This window comes from Mitsuokella sp. AF21-1AC, from assembly GCF_003458855.1.
Classification (GTDB): domain Bacteria; phylum Bacillota; class Negativicutes; order Selenomonadales; family Selenomonadaceae; genus Mitsuokella.
On sequence record NZ_QRVW01000028.1, the window covers coordinates 17,175 to 35,823 of the forward strand.

24 protein-coding genes are annotated in these 18,649 nt (G+C 60.5%); 1 reads left to right on the plus strand and 23 read right to left on the minus strand.

The genetic code is table 11. The features are described from left to right. The 22 genes from recN to DWX75_RS09900 form a co-directional block, all read right to left on the minus strand. Positions 1-1,710 carry a DNA repair protein RecN gene (recN, locus tag DWX75_RS09795; protein ID WP_118016136.1) on the minus strand — a complete coding sequence of 570 codons (1,710 nt, stop codon included), beginning with the start codon at positions 1,708-1,710 and terminating at the stop codon, positions 1-3. Between the two features lie 19 nt (positions 1,711-1,729). Continuing rightward, positions 1,730-2,188, minus strand: a complete 459-nt coding sequence (argR, locus tag DWX75_RS09800; RefSeq protein ID WP_118016137.1) for an arginine repressor — start codon at positions 2,186-2,188, stop codon at positions 1,730-1,732. Between the two features lie 66 nt (positions 2,189-2,254). After that, complete coding sequence (locus DWX75_RS09805) at positions 2,255-3,106, minus strand: NAD(+)/NADH kinase (RefSeq protein ID WP_118016138.1); 852 nt, start codon at positions 3,104-3,106, stop codon at positions 2,255-2,257. Between the two features lie 15 nt (positions 3,107-3,121). Further along, positions 3,122-3,928 carry a TlyA family RNA methyltransferase gene (locus DWX75_RS09810; RefSeq protein WP_118016139.1) on the minus strand — a complete coding sequence of 269 codons (807 nt, stop codon included), beginning with the start codon at positions 3,926-3,928 and terminating at the stop codon, positions 3,122-3,124. A 43-nt stretch (positions 3,929-3,971) separates the two neighbouring features. Beyond that, positions 3,972-5,900 (minus strand): 1-deoxy-D-xylulose-5-phosphate synthase, encoded by a 1,929-nt coding sequence (dxs, locus tag DWX75_RS09815; protein WP_118016140.1) that lies wholly within the window; start codon positions 5,898-5,900, stop codon positions 3,972-3,974. A gap of 21 nt (positions 5,901-5,921) precedes the next feature. Further along, a complete protein-coding gene (locus DWX75_RS09820) occupies positions 5,922-6,800 on the minus strand; it encodes a polyprenyl synthetase family protein (protein ID WP_118016141.1) in 879 nt (292 codons plus the stop codon). Between the two features lie 6 nt (positions 6,801-6,806). Continuing rightward, positions 6,807-7,049 carry an exodeoxyribonuclease VII small subunit gene (xseB, locus tag DWX75_RS09825; RefSeq protein ID WP_118016142.1) on the minus strand — a complete coding sequence of 81 codons (243 nt, stop codon included), beginning with the start codon at positions 7,047-7,049 and terminating at the stop codon, positions 6,807-6,809. After that, positions 7,021-8,280 (minus strand): exodeoxyribonuclease VII large subunit, encoded by a 1,260-nt coding sequence (gene xseA / locus DWX75_RS09830; RefSeq protein WP_118016143.1) that lies wholly within the window; start codon positions 8,278-8,280, stop codon positions 7,021-7,023. The genes xseB and xseA overlap by 29 nt, the downstream gene beginning before the upstream one ends. A gap of 92 nt (positions 8,281-8,372) precedes the next feature. Beyond that, positions 8,373-8,804 (minus strand): transcription antitermination factor NusB, encoded by a 432-nt coding sequence (gene nusB, locus DWX75_RS09835; RefSeq protein WP_118016144.1) that lies wholly within the window; start codon positions 8,802-8,804, stop codon positions 8,373-8,375. A 45-nt stretch (positions 8,805-8,849) separates the two neighbouring features. After that, the gene (locus tag DWX75_RS09840; RefSeq protein ID WP_118016145.1) at positions 8,850-9,092 is read right to left on the minus strand and encodes a DUF2273 domain-containing protein; all 243 of its coding nucleotides are present in this window, start codon (positions 9,090-9,092) and stop codon (positions 8,850-8,852) included. Positions 9,093-9,107: 15 nt separating this feature from the next. Continuing rightward, the gene (gene amaP, locus DWX75_RS09845) at positions 9,108-9,689 is read right to left on the minus strand and encodes an alkaline shock response membrane anchor protein AmaP (protein WP_118016146.1); all 582 of its coding nucleotides are present in this window, start codon (positions 9,687-9,689) and stop codon (positions 9,108-9,110) included. A 20-nt stretch (positions 9,690-9,709) separates the two neighbouring features. Further along, on the minus strand, positions 9,710-10,111 hold the full coding sequence (locus DWX75_RS09850) for an Asp23/Gls24 family envelope stress response protein (RefSeq protein WP_118016147.1): 402 nt from the start codon (positions 10,109-10,111) through the stop codon (positions 9,710-9,712). 227 nt (positions 10,112-10,338) lie between these two features. Next, positions 10,339-10,896, minus strand: a complete 558-nt coding sequence (efp, locus tag DWX75_RS09855; protein ID WP_118016148.1) for an elongation factor P — start codon at positions 10,894-10,896, stop codon at positions 10,339-10,341. A 157-nt stretch (positions 10,897-11,053) separates the two neighbouring features. Then, positions 11,054-12,133 (minus strand): Xaa-Pro peptidase family protein, encoded by a 1,080-nt coding sequence (locus tag DWX75_RS09860; protein WP_118016149.1) that lies wholly within the window; start codon positions 12,131-12,133, stop codon positions 11,054-11,056. A gap of 47 nt (positions 12,134-12,180) precedes the next feature. Then, positions 12,181-12,618 carry a type II 3-dehydroquinate dehydratase gene (aroQ, locus tag DWX75_RS09865; protein WP_118016150.1) on the minus strand — a complete coding sequence of 146 codons (438 nt, stop codon included), beginning with the start codon at positions 12,616-12,618 and terminating at the stop codon, positions 12,181-12,183. A 27-nt stretch (positions 12,619-12,645) separates the two neighbouring features. Continuing rightward, on the minus strand, positions 12,646-12,927 hold the full coding sequence (locus DWX75_RS09870; protein WP_118016151.1) for an acylphosphatase: 282 nt from the start codon (positions 12,925-12,927) through the stop codon (positions 12,646-12,648). Positions 12,928-12,981: 54 nt separating this feature from the next. Next, positions 12,982-14,208 carry a U32 family peptidase gene (locus tag DWX75_RS09875; protein ID WP_118016156.1) on the minus strand — a complete coding sequence of 409 codons (1,227 nt, stop codon included), beginning with the start codon at positions 14,206-14,208 and terminating at the stop codon, positions 12,982-12,984. Between the two features lie 6 nt (positions 14,209-14,214). Beyond that, positions 14,215-14,829 carry an O-methyltransferase gene (locus DWX75_RS09880; RefSeq protein ID WP_233519564.1) on the minus strand — a complete coding sequence of 205 codons (615 nt, stop codon included), beginning with the start codon at positions 14,827-14,829 and terminating at the stop codon, positions 14,215-14,217. 35 nt (positions 14,830-14,864) lie between these two features. Next, entirely contained in the window at positions 14,865-16,163 is a 1,299-nt protein-coding gene (gene mltG / locus DWX75_RS09885; RefSeq protein WP_118016152.1) for an endolytic transglycosylase MltG, read from the minus strand. A 63-nt stretch (positions 16,164-16,226) separates the two neighbouring features. Then, positions 16,227-16,535 (minus strand): DUF1292 domain-containing protein, encoded by a 309-nt coding sequence (locus DWX75_RS09890; protein WP_199497589.1) that lies wholly within the window; start codon positions 16,533-16,535, stop codon positions 16,227-16,229. Positions 16,536-16,683: 148 nt separating this feature from the next. Further along, positions 16,684-17,100: a Holliday junction resolvase RuvX gene (gene ruvX, locus DWX75_RS09895; protein WP_199497587.1), complete on the minus strand. Its 417-nt coding sequence runs from the start codon at positions 17,098-17,100 to the stop codon at positions 16,684-16,686. After that, positions 17,100-17,369, minus strand: a complete 270-nt coding sequence (locus DWX75_RS09900; RefSeq protein WP_118016154.1) for an IreB family regulatory phosphoprotein — start codon at positions 17,367-17,369, stop codon at positions 17,100-17,102. Before DWX75_RS09900 ends, ruvX begins: the two co-directional genes overlap by 1 nt. A gap of 195 nt (positions 17,370-17,564) precedes the next feature. Between DWX75_RS09900 and DWX75_RS09905 the strand changes: the two genes are divergently transcribed. After that, positions 17,565-18,038: a sporulation-specific protein 15 gene (locus tag DWX75_RS09905; protein WP_199497588.1), complete on the plus strand. Its 474-nt coding sequence runs from the start codon at positions 17,565-17,567 to the stop codon at positions 18,036-18,038. Positions 18,039-18,191: 153 nt separating this feature from the next. Here DWX75_RS09905 and DWX75_RS09910 read toward each other — a convergent pair whose 3' ends face one another. After that, positions 18,192-18,494: a hypothetical protein gene (locus DWX75_RS09910; protein ID WP_233519565.1), complete on the minus strand. Its 303-nt coding sequence runs from the start codon at positions 18,492-18,494 to the stop codon at positions 18,192-18,194. Positions 18,495-18,649: the final 155 nt, after the last annotated feature.

Sequence of the window (18,649 nt, forward strand, 5' to 3'; positions counted from 1 at the left end):
TCAGGCCTGCTGGCGGAAGCTCTCCTTCTTGAGCTTGGCGTGCAGGACCATCTCGCGCGCGTTGTCGATGGATGCCGTCGTCATGTCGGCGCCCGATGCCATGCGCGCGATCTCGCTGATCTGCTCACGCTCGGAGAGCGGCCGCACCTGCGTGACGGCGTGATTGTCCTCGATGCCCTTCGAGATGTAGAGATGCTCGTCGGCCATGCAGGCGATCTGCGGCAGATGCGTGATGCATAGCACCTGCTTGTACTGTGCGACGAGCGCGATGCGCTCCGCGACCATCTGGGCCGTGCGGCCGCCGATGCCCGTATCGATCTCATCAAAGACCATGCTCGGCACCGACGAGTCGCGCGACGAAGCCACCGTCTTGATGGCAAGCGCGATGCGCGAGAGCTCGCCGCCGGACGCCACCTTCTGCAGAGGCTTTTCCTGCTCGCCGGCATTGGCCGAGAAGTACATCGCGACTTCATCGCTGCCGTGCGGGCCGTACTGACCGGCCGGCGTGACGGCGATGTAGAAGCGCGCCTGCGGCATGCCGAGCTCGAGGAGCTGGGCGTGGATGGCGGCAGAGAGATCCCTGGCCGCGGCCTCGCGCAGCTCCGTCAGGCGCTTGGCTTTGCGCGAAAGCTCGGCTTCAAGCGCAGCAATCTTCTTCGCGAGCGCCGCGATATCGTCATCGTAATTCTCGATCTCCAGGAGTTCCTGCTGGACCTTCTGCTGATGCGCGAGCACGTCGGATACCGTCGCTCCGTATTTCTTGCAGAGCCGGTAGATGAGATCCATGCGCTGCTGGAGCTTGTCGAGCCTTTCCGGGCGGAACTCCATGTTCTCGCCGTAATCGCGCAGCTCGTAGGCCGCTTCCTGCAGCGAGACGAACGCCTCCTCGACAATCTTCTGGGCATTTGCCAGCGACCGGTCGAAACGGCTCATGTCGCCGAGGTCCTTCCTGACCTGCGAGAGCGCGGCGAGCACGCTGAGGCCGCCTCCGCTGCCATCAAGAAGATTATACGACTCTTCGACGAATCCGACAATCTTTTCTGCATGCGAGAGCTTGCGGATCTCGGCCTCGAGTTCCTCATCCTCACCTTCCCTGAGGCCGGCGTCCGTGATCTCCTTATCCTGCCAGTGCAGCATGTCGAGGCGCTGCGCGTACTCGCGCGAGGCCTGCTGCTTCTCCTCGTAACATTTCTTCTGCTCCATCCAGGCCCGGTAGGCGCATTCATAGGCAGCCAGGGCCTCGGAGAGATCCGGGTCGTACGTGTCGAGCAGGTGCAGCTGGCTTTCTTCCTTTAAGAGCGCCAGGTTCTCGTTCTGCCCGTGGATGTCGACGAGGAAGTTGCCGATGCGCTTGAGCGTGGCAAGCGTCACGTGGCAGCCGTTGACGAGCGCCGTGCTGCGGCCATTCCGCGTCACCTGGCGCGTGACGATCAGCATGTTCTCCGAATCGTCGATGGCCTGCTGCGTCAAAAATTCATGGAGCCCGAGCGATTCTTCGTCAAGCAAGAACACGGCCTCCACGCGCAGCCATTCGCAGCCCGAGCGGATGTTGTCGGCGGAGACGCGGTGGCCGAGCACGGCACCGAGCGAATCGATGAGGATGGACTTGCCCGCACCCGTCTCACCTGTCAGGATATTGAGTCCCGGCCCGAATTCCACCTGCACATGCTCGAGCAGCGCGAAATTCCAGACCGTCAAAGTCTTCAGCATGTTGAATGGATCCCTTCTCTCAGTTCTGGTCCAGGAGGTCTAAGATGCGTTTCTTGATCTCCGGCGCCGTCTCCTTGGGCTTGACGACGACGAGGATGCTGTCGTCGCCTGCGACCGTGCCGATGATCTCCGGCCACTTGCAGTAATCGAGCGCCGAAGCCACGGTGTTCGCACCGCCCGGCAGCGTCTTGACGACCAGCACGTTCTCGCTGTAGTCGCAATCGATGATCGTATCGTTGAAGATGCGCTTCATGCGCTCCTTCGTGAATGCGTAATTCTCCTGTGCCGGCAGCGCGTAGCGGTAGCGGCCGTCGCCCGTCGGCACCTTGATGAGCATGAGTTCCTTGATGTCGCGCGAAACCGTGGCCTGCGTGACGGCGATGCGTTTCTTGCGCAGCTCGGCAGCCAGCTCATCCTGCGTCTCTATGATCTCGTGGCGGATGATCTCACGTATCAGTTCCAAGCGTCTCTCTTTCATCGAATCAGCCTTTCTCTTTTTCTTCCCTTCTCATCTCTCGTTGTATGCGTTGTATGTATTGTATGCTCAGTCATTTCGCCACAGTTTCGTGCGCAGGATCTGATAGTAATCCTTGTCGTCGAATTTGACGATATTGGCCTGTACCTGGGATTTCTGCACCGTGACCTCATCGCCGGGCAAAAGGCGGTAACTCTCCTGGCCGTCGAGCGTCACGATGATGTCCTGATGGACCGCGGCAATCTGGATGTGCACGACATCGTCCTCCCGGATGGCCAGCGGGCGCATGTTGAAGGTGTGCGCGCAGATCGGCGTCAGGAGCAGCGCCCGGATATTCGGGTTCATGATGGGCCCGCCCGCCGACAGCGAATACGCCGTCGAGCCCGTCGGCGTCGACACGATGAGACCGTCGGCCTTGTAGTCGATGAGATGCGACGAATTGATGCTGAGCCCCAGGTGGAGCATGCGCGCGACGCCGCCCTTCGTCACGACGACATCGTTGATGGCATGGCCGATGAAGCGGCGCTTGCCGCACGAATGCACGAAGCCCGCGAGCAGCAGCCGGTGCTCGATGTGGTAGTCCTTGTCGAGGATCTTCTGGAGCTTCGTCTCGAGCTCATCGGGCTCGATGTCGGCCATGAAGCCCAGCGTGCCGATGTTGACGCCGCAGAGCGGGATGGCCGCATCGCCGTAGCGGTGGCAGACGCCGAGCAGCGTGCCGTCGCCGCCGAGGCAGAGCGCAAGATCCGCCGGCACCTTCTCGATATCCGGCACGCCGTACGACTCCATATCGAAGAAGCGCGATTCGTCGAGCGGCATGATGAGCCGGACATCCTTGTCGCGGAAGAATGCGATGATCCGGTAGAGGATATCGGCGGCATTCTTCTTCGTGACATTGGGGAATACAGCTATCGTCAGCATGCAAATACTCCCTCCTTACTTGTCGAGGGCCGCGTGGGCAGAGGCGACCACCTCGCGGATGCGCTCAGGGGATACCGTGTCCTCGCCCGCCCCGCTCGTGAGGTGGATGAGGTATTCGATATTGCCCTCCGGCCCCTTGACGGGCGAGTACGTGAGCGCCAGCGGACAGAAGCCGAGCGAGCGCGCGAAATCCGTCACGCGCACGACGACTTCCTCGTGCACGGCCGGGTCGCGCACGACGCCCTTCTTGCCCACCTTCTCGCGCCCCGCCTCAAACTGCGGCTTGATGAGCGCGACGAGCTCGCCTGTGTCCGTCAGGAGTTCCTTCGCGACGGGCAAGACCTTCGTCAGCGAGATGAAGGCCACGTCGATCGAGGCGAAGTCGAGTTTCTCGCCGAGCATCTCAGAGGTGACATTACGGATATTCGTGCGCTCCATGTTGACGACGCGGTCGTCCGTGCGCAGCTTCCAGGCGAGCTGGCCGTAGCCGACGTCAATCGCGAAGACCTTGCGCACACCGTTCTGGAGCATACAGTCCGTGAAGCCGCCGGTCGAAGCGCCGATATCGGCCGCCACCTTGCCCGCAAGCGTCACCGCAAATTCCTGCATGGCCTTCTCGAGCTTGAGGCCGCCGCGGCTGACATAGGGGATGTCGTGGCCGAGCAGACGGATTTCGGCCTCGGGCTTCACCGTCGTGCCGGCCTTGTCGACCTTCTGTCCGTCGACGAGCACCTCGCCGGCCATGATCATGCGCTTGGCCCGTTCCCGGCTGCCGGCCAGGCCGCGCTCGACCAAAAGGGTATCCAATCGTTCTTTTGCCATTCGTAAAAAACCTTCTATTCTTCTCTTCCTGATTTTCCTGTTCTTACTGCTCCGGCTGTTCCATCTGCCCGCCCGCAGCATCCTGCTGAGGCGCAGGCTCCCGCCCGAGCTTCCGCAGGATGGCGGCAGCGATGGCCTCCGCCTGCAGGCCGCAGAGCGAAAGGAGCTCCTGGCGCGTGCCCTGCTCGACAAAGCGGTCGGGGATGCCGAAGCGCAGCACCGGCACCGCGGCGCCGTGATCCGCAAGACATTCGAGTACGGATGCGCCGAAACCGCCCGCGAGAGCATTCTCCTCAAGCGTCACCAGAAGCTTCTTCTCCGCCGCATAGCGCAGGATGAGCGCCTCATCGAGAGGCTTCACGAAGCGCATGTTGACGACGGCGGCCTCGATGCCCTGCTCGTGGAGAAGCTCGGCAGCCTTCTCGGCCTTTTCGACCATCGTGCCGACGGCGAGCAGGGCGACTTCGCCCTCCTCGTGCAGCACTTCGGCCTTGCCGATCGGCAGCGTCCTGAAATCGTCCGTGAGCGTCACGCCGCGGCCCGCCCCGCGCGGATAACGGATGGCCGCGGGCCCGTCGATGGCGATGGCCGTCGCGAGCATGTGGCGCAGCTCCTCCTCGTCCTTCGGCACGAGCACGTGCATGTTCGGCATCTGCCGCAGGTACGAGAGGTCGAAGACGCCGTGATGCGTCGGGCCGTCCTCGCCGACGAGCCCTGCGCGGTCCAGGCAGATCGTCACGGGCAGGTTCTGCAGGCAGACGTCATGGATCATCTGGTCGTAGGCACGCTGCGCAAACGTCGAATAGAGCGCGATGACGGGATGCATGCCCGCCGCAGCCATGCCGGCCGCGAGCGTCATAGCGTGTTCCTCGGCGATGCCGACATCGAAGAAGCGGTTCGGATATGCCTTGCCGAAGGCCTTGAGCCCCGTGCCCGACGGCATGGCCGCCGTGATGGCTAGAATGTCCGGGTCCTTCTTCGCGAGCTCGATGAGCGCCTGGCTGAAAACAGCGGTATACGACGGCGCACAGGCCGCCTTCTTGACAGGCTTGCCCGTCTGTGCATCGAAACAGCCGACGCCGTGGAATTTTTCCGGCGCCTGCTCGGCGGGCAGGTACCCTTTGCCCTTGACCGTGTGGATGTGGATGAGTACCGGGCCCGTCATATCGCGCGCCCGCGACAGCACCTCCTCAAGGAGGCCGATGTTGTGCCCGTCAATGGGGCCGATGTAATGGAAGCCCATCTCCTCGAACAGGCTGCCCGGCACGAGCACCGAGCGCACGCCGTCCTTCAAGTGGCTGGCCGTCTTGTAGACCTTGCCGCCGATGTGCGGGATGCTCATGAGCAGATTGCCCATGTCGCGCTTGGCGCGGTTGTACTGCGGCGCGATGCGGATGCGCGAGAGATACTCGCTCATGGCGCCGACGTTGGCATCGATGGACATCTCGTTGTCGTTGAGAATGACGATGAGCTTCGTGCCGAGGTCGCCGGCATGGTTGAGCGCCTCAAAGGACTCGCCGCCGGTCAGTGCCCCGTCGCCGATGACGGCGATGACCTGGTTGTGTAGGCCGCGGACGTCGCGCGCGATTGCCATGCCCAGCGCCGCCGAGATCGAGGTGCTCGCATGGCCGACGCCGAACGCATCGTACGGCGATTCAAAGCGGTTCGGGAATCCCGTGATGCCGCCCTGGCGGCGCAGCGTCGCAAACCGCTCCCGGCGCCCCGTCAGGATCTTGTGCGTGTACGACTGATGGCCGACGTCCCAGACCAGTTTATCCTGCGGAAACGAAAAAACGCTGTAAAGGGCGAGTGTGAGCTCCACCGTCCCGAGATTTGGCGCGAGATGGCCGCCGTTTCGCGCGACGGTATCGATGATCAAGCGGCGGATTTCCGCGGCCAGGCGGTCGAGCTCCTGAACGTTAAGCCGCTTGACATCTTCCGGTTTATTGATTCGATCGAGCAATGCATGCATGGAAACACTTCCCATTCCTACTTAATTTTTGCGTGTGAGCAGATACTCCACGAGTTCTCTGAGGAAGACGGCGCGGCTGCCGAACGGCGCGAGGGCGTCCACGGCCTCCTGTACGGTCGTTTTCGCCAGCTCCCGGGCCTCCTCGAGCGACGTCAGCGTGACGTACGTCGATTTGTGGTTGCGCAGATCGCTGCCGACGGGCTTGCCGATCTCCTTCTCATCGCCCGTAACATCGAGGATGTCGTCCGTGATCTGGAAGGCCAGGCCGAATTTATCGGCATACCGCGTGAGCAATGCGAGCTCCTCGTCATTGGCACCTGCGAGGATTGCGCCGCTGCGGATGGCCGCGCGGAAGAGCGCGCCCGTCTTGCCCATGTGCATGCGGCGCAGCGTCTCCATGCTGATGTGATGGCCCTCCGACTCGAGGTCGATGGCCTGGCCGCCGACCATGCCGTTCATGCCGGCAGCCGTGCTCATCTCGCGCACGACAGCCAGCCGCGTCGCCGCATCGGCCCACTCTTGGCGCAGCATGACCTCGAAGGCCAGCGTCAGAAGCGCGTCGCCCGCGAGCACGGCCATGCCGTCGCCGTAGACCTTGTGGTTCGTCAGCTTGCCGCGGCGGTAATCGTCGTTGTCCATGGCCGGCAGGTCGTCGTGGATCAGGGAATATGTGTGGATCATCTCGAGCGCGCAGCCCGTCGTGAGGAATTTCGTGCCATCGGCGCCGACGGCATCGGCTGCCGCCATCACGAGGATCGGCCGCAGGCGCTTGCCGCCGGCCATGAGACTGTACTGCATCGCATCGTGCAGCGTCTTGTCGAGTGGCTGCTGTGCATCGAGTTCTTTTACGAGCTGGCGCTCGACCAGCTGCTGTCTTTCATGCCAAAGTTCCTTGAACATACTACCTTATTCTCCCTCTATCTCCAACTGCTCTTCCTTGACCGTACCGTCTTCCCCCTCCTTGACGAGGAGGTCCATGGTCTTTTCCGCGCGGTCGAGCGCCGTCAGGCAATTCTTGGCCAGCTGGACCCCCTCCGAATAATTCGTCATGAGGTCCCTGAGGCTCAGGCTGCCCTCTTCCATGGTCTTGACAATCTCTTCGAGTTTCCCCAGGGATTCTTCAAAAGAGAGTTCCTTCTTTCTGGGCATCTTCCATCTTCCTTTCCTGACGTTGCTGACTCCGTCCAGCATTTGTATCTTCGATGCGTGCGGCCACGCGGCCGTCCTTCATGACGATGTGCACGCGCTCGCCGGGCTTCGTCTCCCTGACGCTCGTCACAATCCTGCCGCGCTTCTCGACGATGCCGTACCCGCGGCAGAGGACCTGCAGCGGGTTGAGCATGTCGAGTTTTTCGCAGGCAATGCTCAGCTCGTGACGGCGCGCCGTGAGTTCCTGCTTCATCGCGTGCTGCAGGGCCTGCACGGCGCGGTCGAGGCGCTGCGAGCGGCCCGCAAGCAGGAGCTGCGGCCTCTCGAGTGCCGTACTCCTGAGGCAGGCATCAAGCCGCAGCCGCTTGGCCGCACACTGGCGCTTTGCCTGCTCGGAGAGCCTCTTTCCCTGACTTTCGACGTAGCGCCGCAGCTCGAGCCGGTCGGGCACGGCGAGCTCCGCCGCCTGCGAGGGCGTCGCCGCGCGCTGGTCGCTGACGAAATCCGCCAGCGTGAAGTCCGTCTCGTGGCCGACGGCCGAGATCACGGGGATCTCTGACGCGTAGATCGCGCGCACGACGGCCTCCTCGTTGAAGGCCCAGAGGTCCTCCATCGAGCCGCCGCCGCGCCCGACGATGAGCACGTCGACGGGATACTTCTCATTGAAGAAGCGGATGGCCTCCGCAATCTGCCCGGCGGCCTCCTCCCCCTGCACGAGCACGGGCTTCAGCACGAGCCGGACGGCGGGCCAGCGCCGCTTCGAGACGCGGTAGATATCGCGCAGCACGGCGCCCGACAGCGACGTCACGATGCCGATGGTCTTCGGGAAATGCGGCAAAGGCCGCTTGTGCGCCTCCTCAAAAAGCCCCTCGGCCGCAAGCCTCGCCTTGAGCTGCTCGAAGGCGAGCGCCAGATCGCCGATGCCATCGGGTATCATGCGGTCGGCGTAGAGCTGGTAGACGCCGTCGCGCTCGTAAACGGCGACATTGCCGCTCACGATGACCTGCATGCCGTTCTGCGGCTCAAAGCGCAGGCTCTGCGCGCGGCTCCGGAACATCACGCACTTGATGGCGGCGCCCGCGTCTTTCAGCGTGAAGTAACAGTGCCCCGAGGCGTAGCGCTTGAAATTCGAGAGCTCGCCGCGCACCTGCAGATGCGCGAGCGCCGGCTCGCGCGCCAGCACCATCTTGATGTAGCGCGTCACGTCGCTGACACTGTGAATGGATTCCATCCTGTCTCTCATGTCTTCTTTCACCTCTCGCCCGTATCTGCCGTCCTTCTCACAAGAAAAAAGCCAGACTCAGGTCTGGCTTCCATCATGTATCACTGCGCATTCTTCATGATTGCGCCCAGGATGCCGTTGACATAGCGGCTGGACTCATCCGTACCATACTTCTTCGCCAGTTCCACAGCCTCGTTGATCGCGATGTTCGGGGTGAGCTTCTCGGGGGCAAACTGCATCTCATACGTCGCCATGCGCGTGAGATTGCGGTCGACCACCGCCATGCGCTCCACCTTCCACTCGCGCGAAGCATGGGCGATCTTCGCGTCAATCTCTTCAAGGTGCTCACGGGTCCCATGGACGAGCGCCCTGACGAACGCGCGGTCATGAGCACTCATGGCCTCCCCTTCCGAAAGGGCCGTATCGATGGCCAGAGACTCATACATCTCCTCCTGACCGGCCTCATCTGCGTGATTCAAATCCAACTGAAAGAGCGCCTGAAGGGCCGCCTCTCTTGCTTGTCTACGACTCATGAATAACCTTCCTTACCTTAAACCTTCCTGCACGCGGCTGCGTGCTCAGCGAAAATGATTGAACCGTTCGGGCAGGATGCGTTCGAGCATCGAGAAAATGGTATCGCCCTCGTCAAGCCGCGTGCCGATGAAAAGACCGACGCTGCCGCAAAACAGGACGAAGATGGTGCGCCAGAAGCCAAAGATCAGGATGGCCAGGCCGATGAAGAGCCCCGCAAAGAGCCCGATGACGCGATACCGGCTTTCCTGCCAGATCTGTTCCAGATAGTTCTTGATTTCTTCTTTCATCTTCTGTCCACCACCTCAGACGACGCGGCGCTTCGACGGCAGGGCAGCATCGGAAAGACTCGTGACGCGCAGGTCGAGCACGACATCCGAAAGGCCCATGACCTCCCGGAGCTCCTCGCGGATCTCCTTTGCGGCGGCTGCCGACACCTCGTTGACATTGAGGCCGCGGCCAACCGAAAGGTTCAGCACGAGCTTGAGATTGTCCACGGCTTCTTTGCCGCTGCTGCTGTGCACGCGGTACGCCTTCGCGCGGGCCAGCCGGATGCCCGGCAGATTCGATGCCGTCTGCTCGACGAGCGAGCGCACGGCATCGAGTGCCACGCGCACGGCCCCGGCCTCATTCTGCAGCACGAGGTATTCCCCCGACTCCCGCTCCACGGGACGCGTCCGGCGGAACGAGCAGCAGAAGAGCTGAAACGCGATGAGAAATGCAACGGCAGCCCCCGCAATCGTCTCGGGCCGCGTGAGCGCATAGTGAAGCTCATTGAGCCAGACGGACTCCGGCAGCACGCCGATACAGGCCGCGAGCACGACGAGCGACAGCGCCATAGCGCCCAGACTGAAGAAAAACAGCAATATACGGTTGATGATCCCCATGGTATCCGCCTCGCTTCAACTCAGCGTACACGCACCTCTTCTGCCTTCGGCGCTTCCTCCGGGAAACCGACACCCTGTACGTGGACATTGACTTCGACAACCGACAGGCCCGTCATCGTCTCGATAGCCTGCTTGACATTCTCCTGTGCCGCAAGGGCCACATCGGGGATGCGCACGCCGTACTTGACAATGATGTAGAGATCGACGGCGGCTTCCTTCTCACCGACCTCAACCTTGACGCCCTTGGCGAAATTCTTGCGGCCGAGCATCTCGGCAATGCCGCCGGCGATGCCGCCGCTCATGCCCGCGATGCCGTCGACTTCCGTGGCAGCCAGGCCCGCGATGATGCTGACGACCTCATCCGCGATGCGGATTGCGCCCAGACCAGAATCCTTCTTCAATAATTCTTTTTCCGTTGCCATGATAAAGGCCTCCTTATACGAAACGAGCAATGTGAATGCCGCAGGCGAAAGCATATGCCACGTCCGGCGTGTTTCCGTGCTTCACCTGATGCATATTTATACTATATTATTTCGCTAAAAAACACCGTTCTCCTGCCCGGCGGATAGAAAAAAGAAAAAGAAACGTGAAAGAAATACAGCTGCCATACCAGCGAACCGGTACAACAGCTGCTCAAAAAAAGCGTTTCTTATGCGCGCTCGATGTAGTTGCCCGTGCGCGTATCGATGCGGAGTGTATCGCCCTCGTTGACGAAGAGCGGCACGCGGACTTCGTAGCCCGTCTCGACCTTGGCCATCTTCGTGGCACCCGTGGCCGTGTTGCCCTTGACGCTCGGCTCGCACTCGACAACCTTGAGGTTGACGGAGTTCGGCAGCTGGATGCCGATGATGCGGCCCTTGAACGTCTGCAGCGAGACTTCCATGTTCTCCATGAGGTAGTTCAGCGCATCGCCGAGCTGATCCTTGTTGAGCTCCGTCTGCTCATACGTCTCCATATCCATGAACGTGTACATGCCGTCGGACTCGTAGAGATACTGCATATTGCGCGTCTCAAGATGCGCGGCCGGCATCTTCTCGTTCGGGTTGAAGGTACGCTCTACCACTGCACCCGTCTCAACGTTCTTGATCTTCGTGCGAACGAAGGCTGCGCCCTTGCCCGGCTTTACATGCTGGAAATCAACAATCTGCCAGACACCGCCATCAATCTCAATCGTCAAGCCCGTGCGAAAATCCGTACTATTAATCATTCAATAACGCCCTCCAAAATATCATGGTCAATTTGCACGATATAAACATATCATAACGTTTTTATTATAATCAACTTGACGCCGCGCGTCAAGCATTCCTGCGCATTCGCGCGCCTGTGCGAGGATACTCGATGACCGTACAGGCAGGCGGAGCCGTTCAGCAGCCGAGTTCCAGGAGCGACTTGTCCGACTTCGTGAGCCGTTCGCAGCCCGTCTCCGTCACGAGCACCGTATCCTCGATGCGAAGGCCGCCCCAGCCCGGCAAATAGACGCCCGGCTCGTCCGTGATGAGGTTGCCCGGGACGAGCACATCCTCCGGCGCACACGAGCGCGAGAGGCGCGGCGACTCGTGGATCTCAAGGCCCAGGCTGTGGCCGAGGCCGTGGCCGAAGTATTTGGCAAGATCGTAGCGCGCAAGGTATTCGCGTGACGCCGTATCGATGGCAAGGCACGACTTGTGCGGCCCGATGAGGCTGAGCACGAGCTTCTGCGTGCCGAGCACGGCCTCGTAGACCTCGCGCTGGCGCGGCGTCGCGTGCCCCACGCAGACCGTGCGCGTGATATCGGAGCAGTAGCCCTGGAATTTTGCACCGTAATCCATCGTCACAAAATCGCCTTCCTCGATGACCTTCTCCGTGGCCGTGCCGTGCGGCATGCTGCCGCGCAGGCCAGACGCCACGATCGTATCAAAAGACGGCTTCTCCGAGCCGGCGGCGCGCATGACCTGCTCGAGGCGTGCGGCGACCTCGATCTCCGTGCGGCCCGGGCGGATGAACGTGACGATGTCTGAAAACGCCTTGTCAGCGATTTCACATGCCCTGCGGATACAGCCGATCTCCTCGGCATCCTTGACGGCGCGCAGGGCATCGAGCGTCAGAGCCTTCGAGAAATCGACGTCCGGCAGAATGGCGGCAAGTGCCGCATGGTCATTGTAGAGCATCGCATTGCCCTCAAAGCCCACCTTTTGGCAGCCGAGCTTCTCAAGGCACTCGGCCGTCTTCTTCAAGAGGCCGCCCTTCTGCTCGACGATCTCGTAAAGCGGCGCCTGCTTCTGTGCCTGCTCCGTGTAGCGGTTGTCCGTGATGAGCAGGGCATGATCCTGCGTCACGACGAGCGTCGTATCATCGCCGCGGAAGCCGCTGAAATAATGCAGATTGACGTACTTCGTCACGACGACGGCATCGAGCCCCTCGCGCGCGAGCAGGGCGCGCAGTGCCTCCAAACGATTTGGATTCATGAAAATCATCTCCAGATGAAAGTTTTGCGGGGCCGTGGCCCCAGTGCTCAGCCCTTGAGCTTGCAGATGATGGCCTCGAGGGCTGCCATGTAGCTCTCGGCGCCGAGGCCGCAGATCTGTCCCATCGCGACGGGTGCGAGCACCGACGTATGGCGGAACTCCTCGCGCTGGTGGATGTTCGAGAGATGCACCTCGATGACCGGCACCTCGATGGCCGCGATGGCGTCGCGCAGCGCAATGCTGTAATGCGTGAACGCCGCCGCGTTGAAAATGATGTAATCGTATTTGTGATTGGCCGCCTGCACGGCATCGACGAGCACGCCCTCATGATTGGACTGCAGGAAATCGACGGCGATGCCCGCCTCAGCCGCCCGCCTCTCAATGCGGTCGTTGATGTCCTGAAGCGTCGTGTGACCGTAAATCTCCGGCTCTCTGGTGCCCAGGAGATTGAGGTTCGGGCCGTTCAGCACGAGTATCTTTGGCATAACAAGTCTCCTTTTACGAATCCCGGATCAGTAGCGGATGATGAAGCGCGTCTCGTCGGCCTCGACCGGGCGCTCCTCAAACGTCAGCTCCTTGACCTTGATGAAGTAATTGCCTTCACGCATGAGCACCGACAACTTGTCGACGGCCTCCGGCGTACCCTGGATTTCCATGTGGACGCTGCCGTCCTCCATGTTGCGGACCCAGCCCGTCACGCCAAGCTCCGTGGCATGCTGCTGGATGAACATGCGGAAACCGACGCCCTGTACGCGTCCCGTTGCCTTACCAAAATAACGAACTGTCTTTTCCATGAGTAATCCCCGCTTTCCTTCACTTTCACTTCCGCCCGGGCACGAGGCCCAGGCTCACGCCTGATAATCCCGACGCAGGATGGTATAAGGCTCCACCGGCTGCTCCATCTTCATGTAGAGGAGCTGCTGCGGATGCGGCGCGACCGCGATTTCCTCGCCATCTTCATCGCGCATCGCGCGGATCGTCTGGCGGAAAAGCGGCCCCGTCGGCTGGAACACCTCGATCTCCTGACCGAGCTTCATGTTGTTGCGCTGCTCGACGAGCGCCCAGCCCGTCTCTTTGTCATAAGAGCGCACAAGCCCCACAAACTCGGACGTCTGTATATAAGAGGATGTGCCATAAAGCTGGTCATCCTTCGTCGGCTGATGATAGTAGAATCCCGTCGTATATGGGCGGTGGGAAACCTTTTCGAGCTCCTCGGTCCAGGCCGGGTCGATGTGAAAATCGTCCGGATGGTCGAAGTACGCGTCGATGGCCAGGCGGTACGCCTTGACCACGCTCGCGACGTAATGGACACTCTTCATGCGCCCCTCGATCTTGAGGCTCTCGACGCCGCTCCCGATGACGTCGGCGATGTGCGGCAGGAGACACATATCCTTGGAATTCATGATGTACGTGCCGCGCTCGTCCTCCTCAATCGGGAAATACCTGCCGGGACGCGTCTCCTCGACGAGCGCGTACTTCCAGCGGCATGACTGCGCGCAGCTGCCCATGTTCGCATCGCGGCCCGTAAAGTAATTCGAGAGCAGGCAGCGGCCCGAATACGAGATGCACATCGCGCCGTGCACGAACATCTCAAGATCCACATCGCATTTCTGGCGAATCTCGCGAATCTCCTCAAGCGACATCTCGCGCGCGAGCACGACGCGTTTGGCGCCGAGGGCCTGCCAGGCCCTGACCGTTGCCCAGTTCGTGTTGTTGGCCTGCGTGCTGATGTGAATCTCCATCTCCGGGATGATTTCCCGGCACATCGTGAAGATGCCGAGATCGGCGACGAGCAGCGCATCTGTGCCGATTTCCTGCAGATAGCGCAGGTAGTCGGGCAGCGCCGCAAGGTCGCGGTTGTGCGGGAAGATGTTCACCGTCACATAGACCTTCTTGCCGAGGCCATGCGCGAATTCCATCGCCTCTTTGAGCTCCTCGCGGCTGAAATTGCCGCCAAAAGCCCGCAGCCCATAGGCCTTGCCGCCGAGATACACGGCGTCGGCACCGTAGAGCAGCGCCATCTTCATCTTTTCCATGTTGCCGGCTGGAGCCAGAAGCTCCGGCTTTTTCCTGATCAAACCTTATTTCCTCCGTGTGACCGCCAGGCCGTCCCCGCGTTCAAGGATCTCGGTTGCAAAGCCCGGCGTCTGATTGACAAGTTCTATATAGGCGCGCAGCCGCTTGACGATCGTGCGGTAGCGGCGCGGCGCCTTCTCCTCCCCGAGCACGTAGCCGCGGAACAGCACGTTGTCCGCAAGGACCGTGCAGTGCGGCGCGAGCAGCGGCTGGATCTTCTCGAAATAATCGACATACTGTCCTTTGGCCGCATCGATGAAAACGAAATCGTACGGCTCAGCGAGCTTTCCCGGAAGCTCCGTGAGGATCCTGCCGGCATCGCCCGTCAGTAGCGTGATGCGGTCCGAAACGCCCGCACGCGCCCAGAACGAGCGCGCAAGCTCTGCGCGCTCCTCGCTGAGCTCGAGTGTCGTCACCCTTGCGTCCGCCGCACCATGCAGCAGGAGCAGCAGCGCCGAATAGCCGATGGCCGTGCCGATCTCGAGGATGCGGCGCGGACGGTCCTGCTGCACGACCGCAAGGAACGCCCGGCGGCCGCGCTCATTGATGATCGGCACGTGATGCGCGGCGGCATACGATTCCATCTCGCGCAGCAGGGCCTCGATTCCTGCCTGTTCCATCGTCTCTCCCTCCTTACCCGCTTCTGCTCAGCGCCTCAGCGCACCTGTTCGACAATTGCCTCGTGATCGGCGTAATTCGTGGAATAATGATTGTGTCCCTGCCGGTCGGCCACGAAATACAGATAATCCGTGGCGGCCGGATGCAGCACGGCCTCAATCGACTTGAGGCCCGGATTCGCAATCGGCCCCGGCGGCAGCCCCGTCACCTGGTACGTATTGTACGGCGACTGGATCTTCGTATCCTCGATGGACACATCCTCCTTCGGCGCGGCCATGAGATACTGCAGCGTCGTATCCGACTGCAGCGGCATGCCGATGGCCAGGCGCTTGAGGAAGACCTGCGCGATGATCGGCCGGTCCTCATCGTAGCGCGCCTCCTTCTCGACGAGCGACGCCAGCGTGATGAGATTGTGAATCGAGAGATTCATCGCCGCCGCCTGCTGGCGCATGGCAGGCGTCAGCCGCTGGTCAAAGTCCTCAGCCATCATCTTCATGATGCCCTCCGGCGTCGCCGCATCGCTGTGCAGCTCATACGTGTCGGGGAACAGGAAGCCCTCGGCCGCGAACTGGACATTCGGCTGCTTCTTCATGTACGGGTACGGCGCGAAATCCTTCGCCGCCGCGAGGAACGCCTGCTCATCAACGAGTCCCGCATCCGCGAGCCGTTTCGCGATTTCGCGCACGCTGAAGCCTTCGGGGATCGTGAACTTGATGATCGTCGTATCGCCCGCGACGAGCTTCTGGAGTACCTCATTTTCGTCCATGCCGGCCTGGAACGCATACGTGCCCGTCTTGATCTGGCTGCCGTAGCCGTGGATCTTCGTCAGCCACCAAAAGCGCATCTTACTGTCGATGACGCCGAGGTTCACGAGCTCCGCTGCGATATCATTGGCCCCCATGCCGGGTTTCACCATCACGTAGATATTCTGACCGTCATCAAACGAGGCACGCTTCGGCGCACTGCCCGCGCCAAAGAGATAGGCGGCACCCCCGCCGATGACAAGCACCAGCACGACAAGGCCTGCCACAAGCCCCTTTTTCCAGCCGGATGCTTTGCAAAACGCGGCGCAGCGCTCCTTCAGAGATTTCGGCCCCTCGTCAGGCTCTGCAGCCGCCGCAGCGCCAGACTGCGCCTTCAGATTGTCAGCCGCCTGACTCGCGGCATCCGGCTTGCCGGCATCCAGCTTGACAGCATCCGGCTTGCCGGCATCCGTATGGAGAGGCTTTGTCTCCGTCGCCTGCTCCGGGCGCTCACCGGCGCCGCCCCGTATCGTTGCCAGGAAATCCCGGACCTTTTGCCAGGCTTCCTGTCCTTTTGTTTTCCAATCGTTCATATGCATTGCTCATGATAACGAAAAGGCCGCCACCCAGCGGGACAGCAGCCTATCGTGACGCGTTTATTCCTTCTCGGCCTCATCGACCAGGGCATCGTAAGCCTTCTGGACTGCTTCAAACTCCTCGTCCGACGGCTCGATGTACTCCTCCTCGCCTTCATCGTTGACGACGATCTTGGCGATGATGACATCTTCGTCGCCATCCTCGCAGCCACAGCCGCAGCCGGCCGCGTGCTCCTCGTCCTCGCCATGGATGCCGACGAGCAGCGCATAACGCTCCTCCTCGACCGGGATGATCATCTCTTCCCGATAGTAATATTCATGACCGTCTTCATCCGTCATGACCACGACTACATCCTCTTCGTTCATCATTTCATCTGCCACAAGGATCACCTCTTAAACTATATTCTTATATCCAAAACTTATCGCTGCCTTCATTGTAGCGTATGGCAAGAAGGCTTGTCAACATTTCACGCCGCCGGCCAGATGCCGGGGCGGGCCGCAGGCACTCCACCGCGCATCAGCGCAGGCTGTCGAGATACCCCTGCAGGATGAAGACCGCCGCCATCTTGTCGATGACCTTCTTGCGCTTGCGCCGCGATACATCGGCCTCAATCAGCGAACGCGCCGCCGCCACCGTCGACAGGCGTTCATCCCAGAACGTAACCTCCACTTCCGGATACATCTCCTTGACCTTTGCCATGAACTCCTTGACGATTGCGCAGCGCTCGCCCTCCGTGCCGTCCATATTCTTCGGCAGCCCTGAGACGAGCGAATGCGTCTCATACTGCGCCATGAGCTCCCCGAGCCGCTTGAGGTCGTCCTCCATGGTCTTGCGGTGGATCGTCTCCACGCCCTGCGCCGTCAGCCCCAACAGGTCGCTGACCGCGATGCCGATTGTCCGATCGCCGATATCGAGTGACATGTATCGTTTCATTATTCTTTGTTTTCCTTTTCCTTTTCCTTGTCCAGATACGAGCGCACGAGCTCCTCTAAAAGCTCATCGCGTTCCAGCGTGCGAATGAGGCTGCGCGCGTCGTTGTGGCTCGTGATGTACGCCGGATCGCCCGAGAGCAGATACCCGACCAGCTGGTTGATGGGATTGTAGCCCTTCTCTTCCATGGCCTTGCAGACCGAGCGGATGATTCGCTCCGCCTTGTTCTCATCGTTGCCAAACCGGAACATCATTGTTTCTTCACTAACCATAAAGATCCCTCCGAAGCACCTATCCGGGTTTCCCCGTACATTGCGTTATGTTGCTTTCTATCTTATCACATTTCAACGTCGATTGCCATTCTACGCCTCATTCCTATAGTTTATCTGAAAGCGGCTTGGCGAATGCCTGAAAATCCGTTACAATAGAAAGGCACATCAACAAGAATAACGGAGGCGTTACCCCTTATGTTAACCGAACCAAACGATATGAGCCTGGCCGCACGCGACAAGGCGCGCCGCGACCTCCTGGCCCTGCAGAAACGCATCGCCGCTATGCACCAGCTGCGCAACGAAATGAATCACGCTCTCGCGCGCGTCAGCGGCAACAACCTCGACCTCGCCCTCACGCAGAAAAAGAATCTGCGCCACCTCAGCAGCGAATACGACAAGCTCAGCCGCGAAGTCCGCTGCCTGCCCCCGATGGATGCCACCGCCGTCCTCGAAGACGAATACAACTACATCCTGACGATCGGCAACATCCTCGAGACGACGCGCGAGCTCAAGAAAAAGGCAAAGATCGAAGCCACGGCCCGCCAGGGCATCATCGACGGCCTCGTCCAGTTCTACGACGGCCTGCGCGACGAGCTCGCCCATCAGGACGCAGAGATGCGCCAGGCCCTCGCCAAATGCGAAGGCAGGGACGCAAATCCCGAAGCGTAAAAAACAGCATCATCTATTCCGCGATGCAAACCGCTGTCTGTAAGGAATCTGCAGCCAGCACCGCAGAAGCACCAACAAGAAACAGGAAGCAGCACGCCTTAAACGGCACAAACTGCTTCCTGTTTTTTTGATGTCGTCGGATCATGAGTGACATCACTTTTGCGGGCGGTTCCGCTTCCCGAATTTAGGGAGATCCTCCTCCTTGACATTCGCCCACGCCTGCGTCTGCTTCGCGCAGAAACAGGCGCCGCCCAGACCAACCGCAATGAGCACCACGCCCAGCAGATACGAGCCCTCCGTCAAAAGGTAGAATCCCCCGAACGCCACAAGCCCGAAGAACACCGTATTCCACGACTGCACCAGCATATTAAAGAATTTCGGCAGATTATTCATAGTCCCCAGCTCCCTTATCTGATACATACATTCGCCAGGCAGATGCAAAATCCTGCCGCTCATGCAGATAACCTCCTATCTTATAATATCATGTCCGGGGATAAGAGTTGCCGTATATCTTCAGAATTAATTGTGATAAAATTATAAGAGTACATATGTATGGGAGGCGACCGTATGAGTCAACTACCCGCGACTGAAGTCGCGAGCTTGAGGGAATC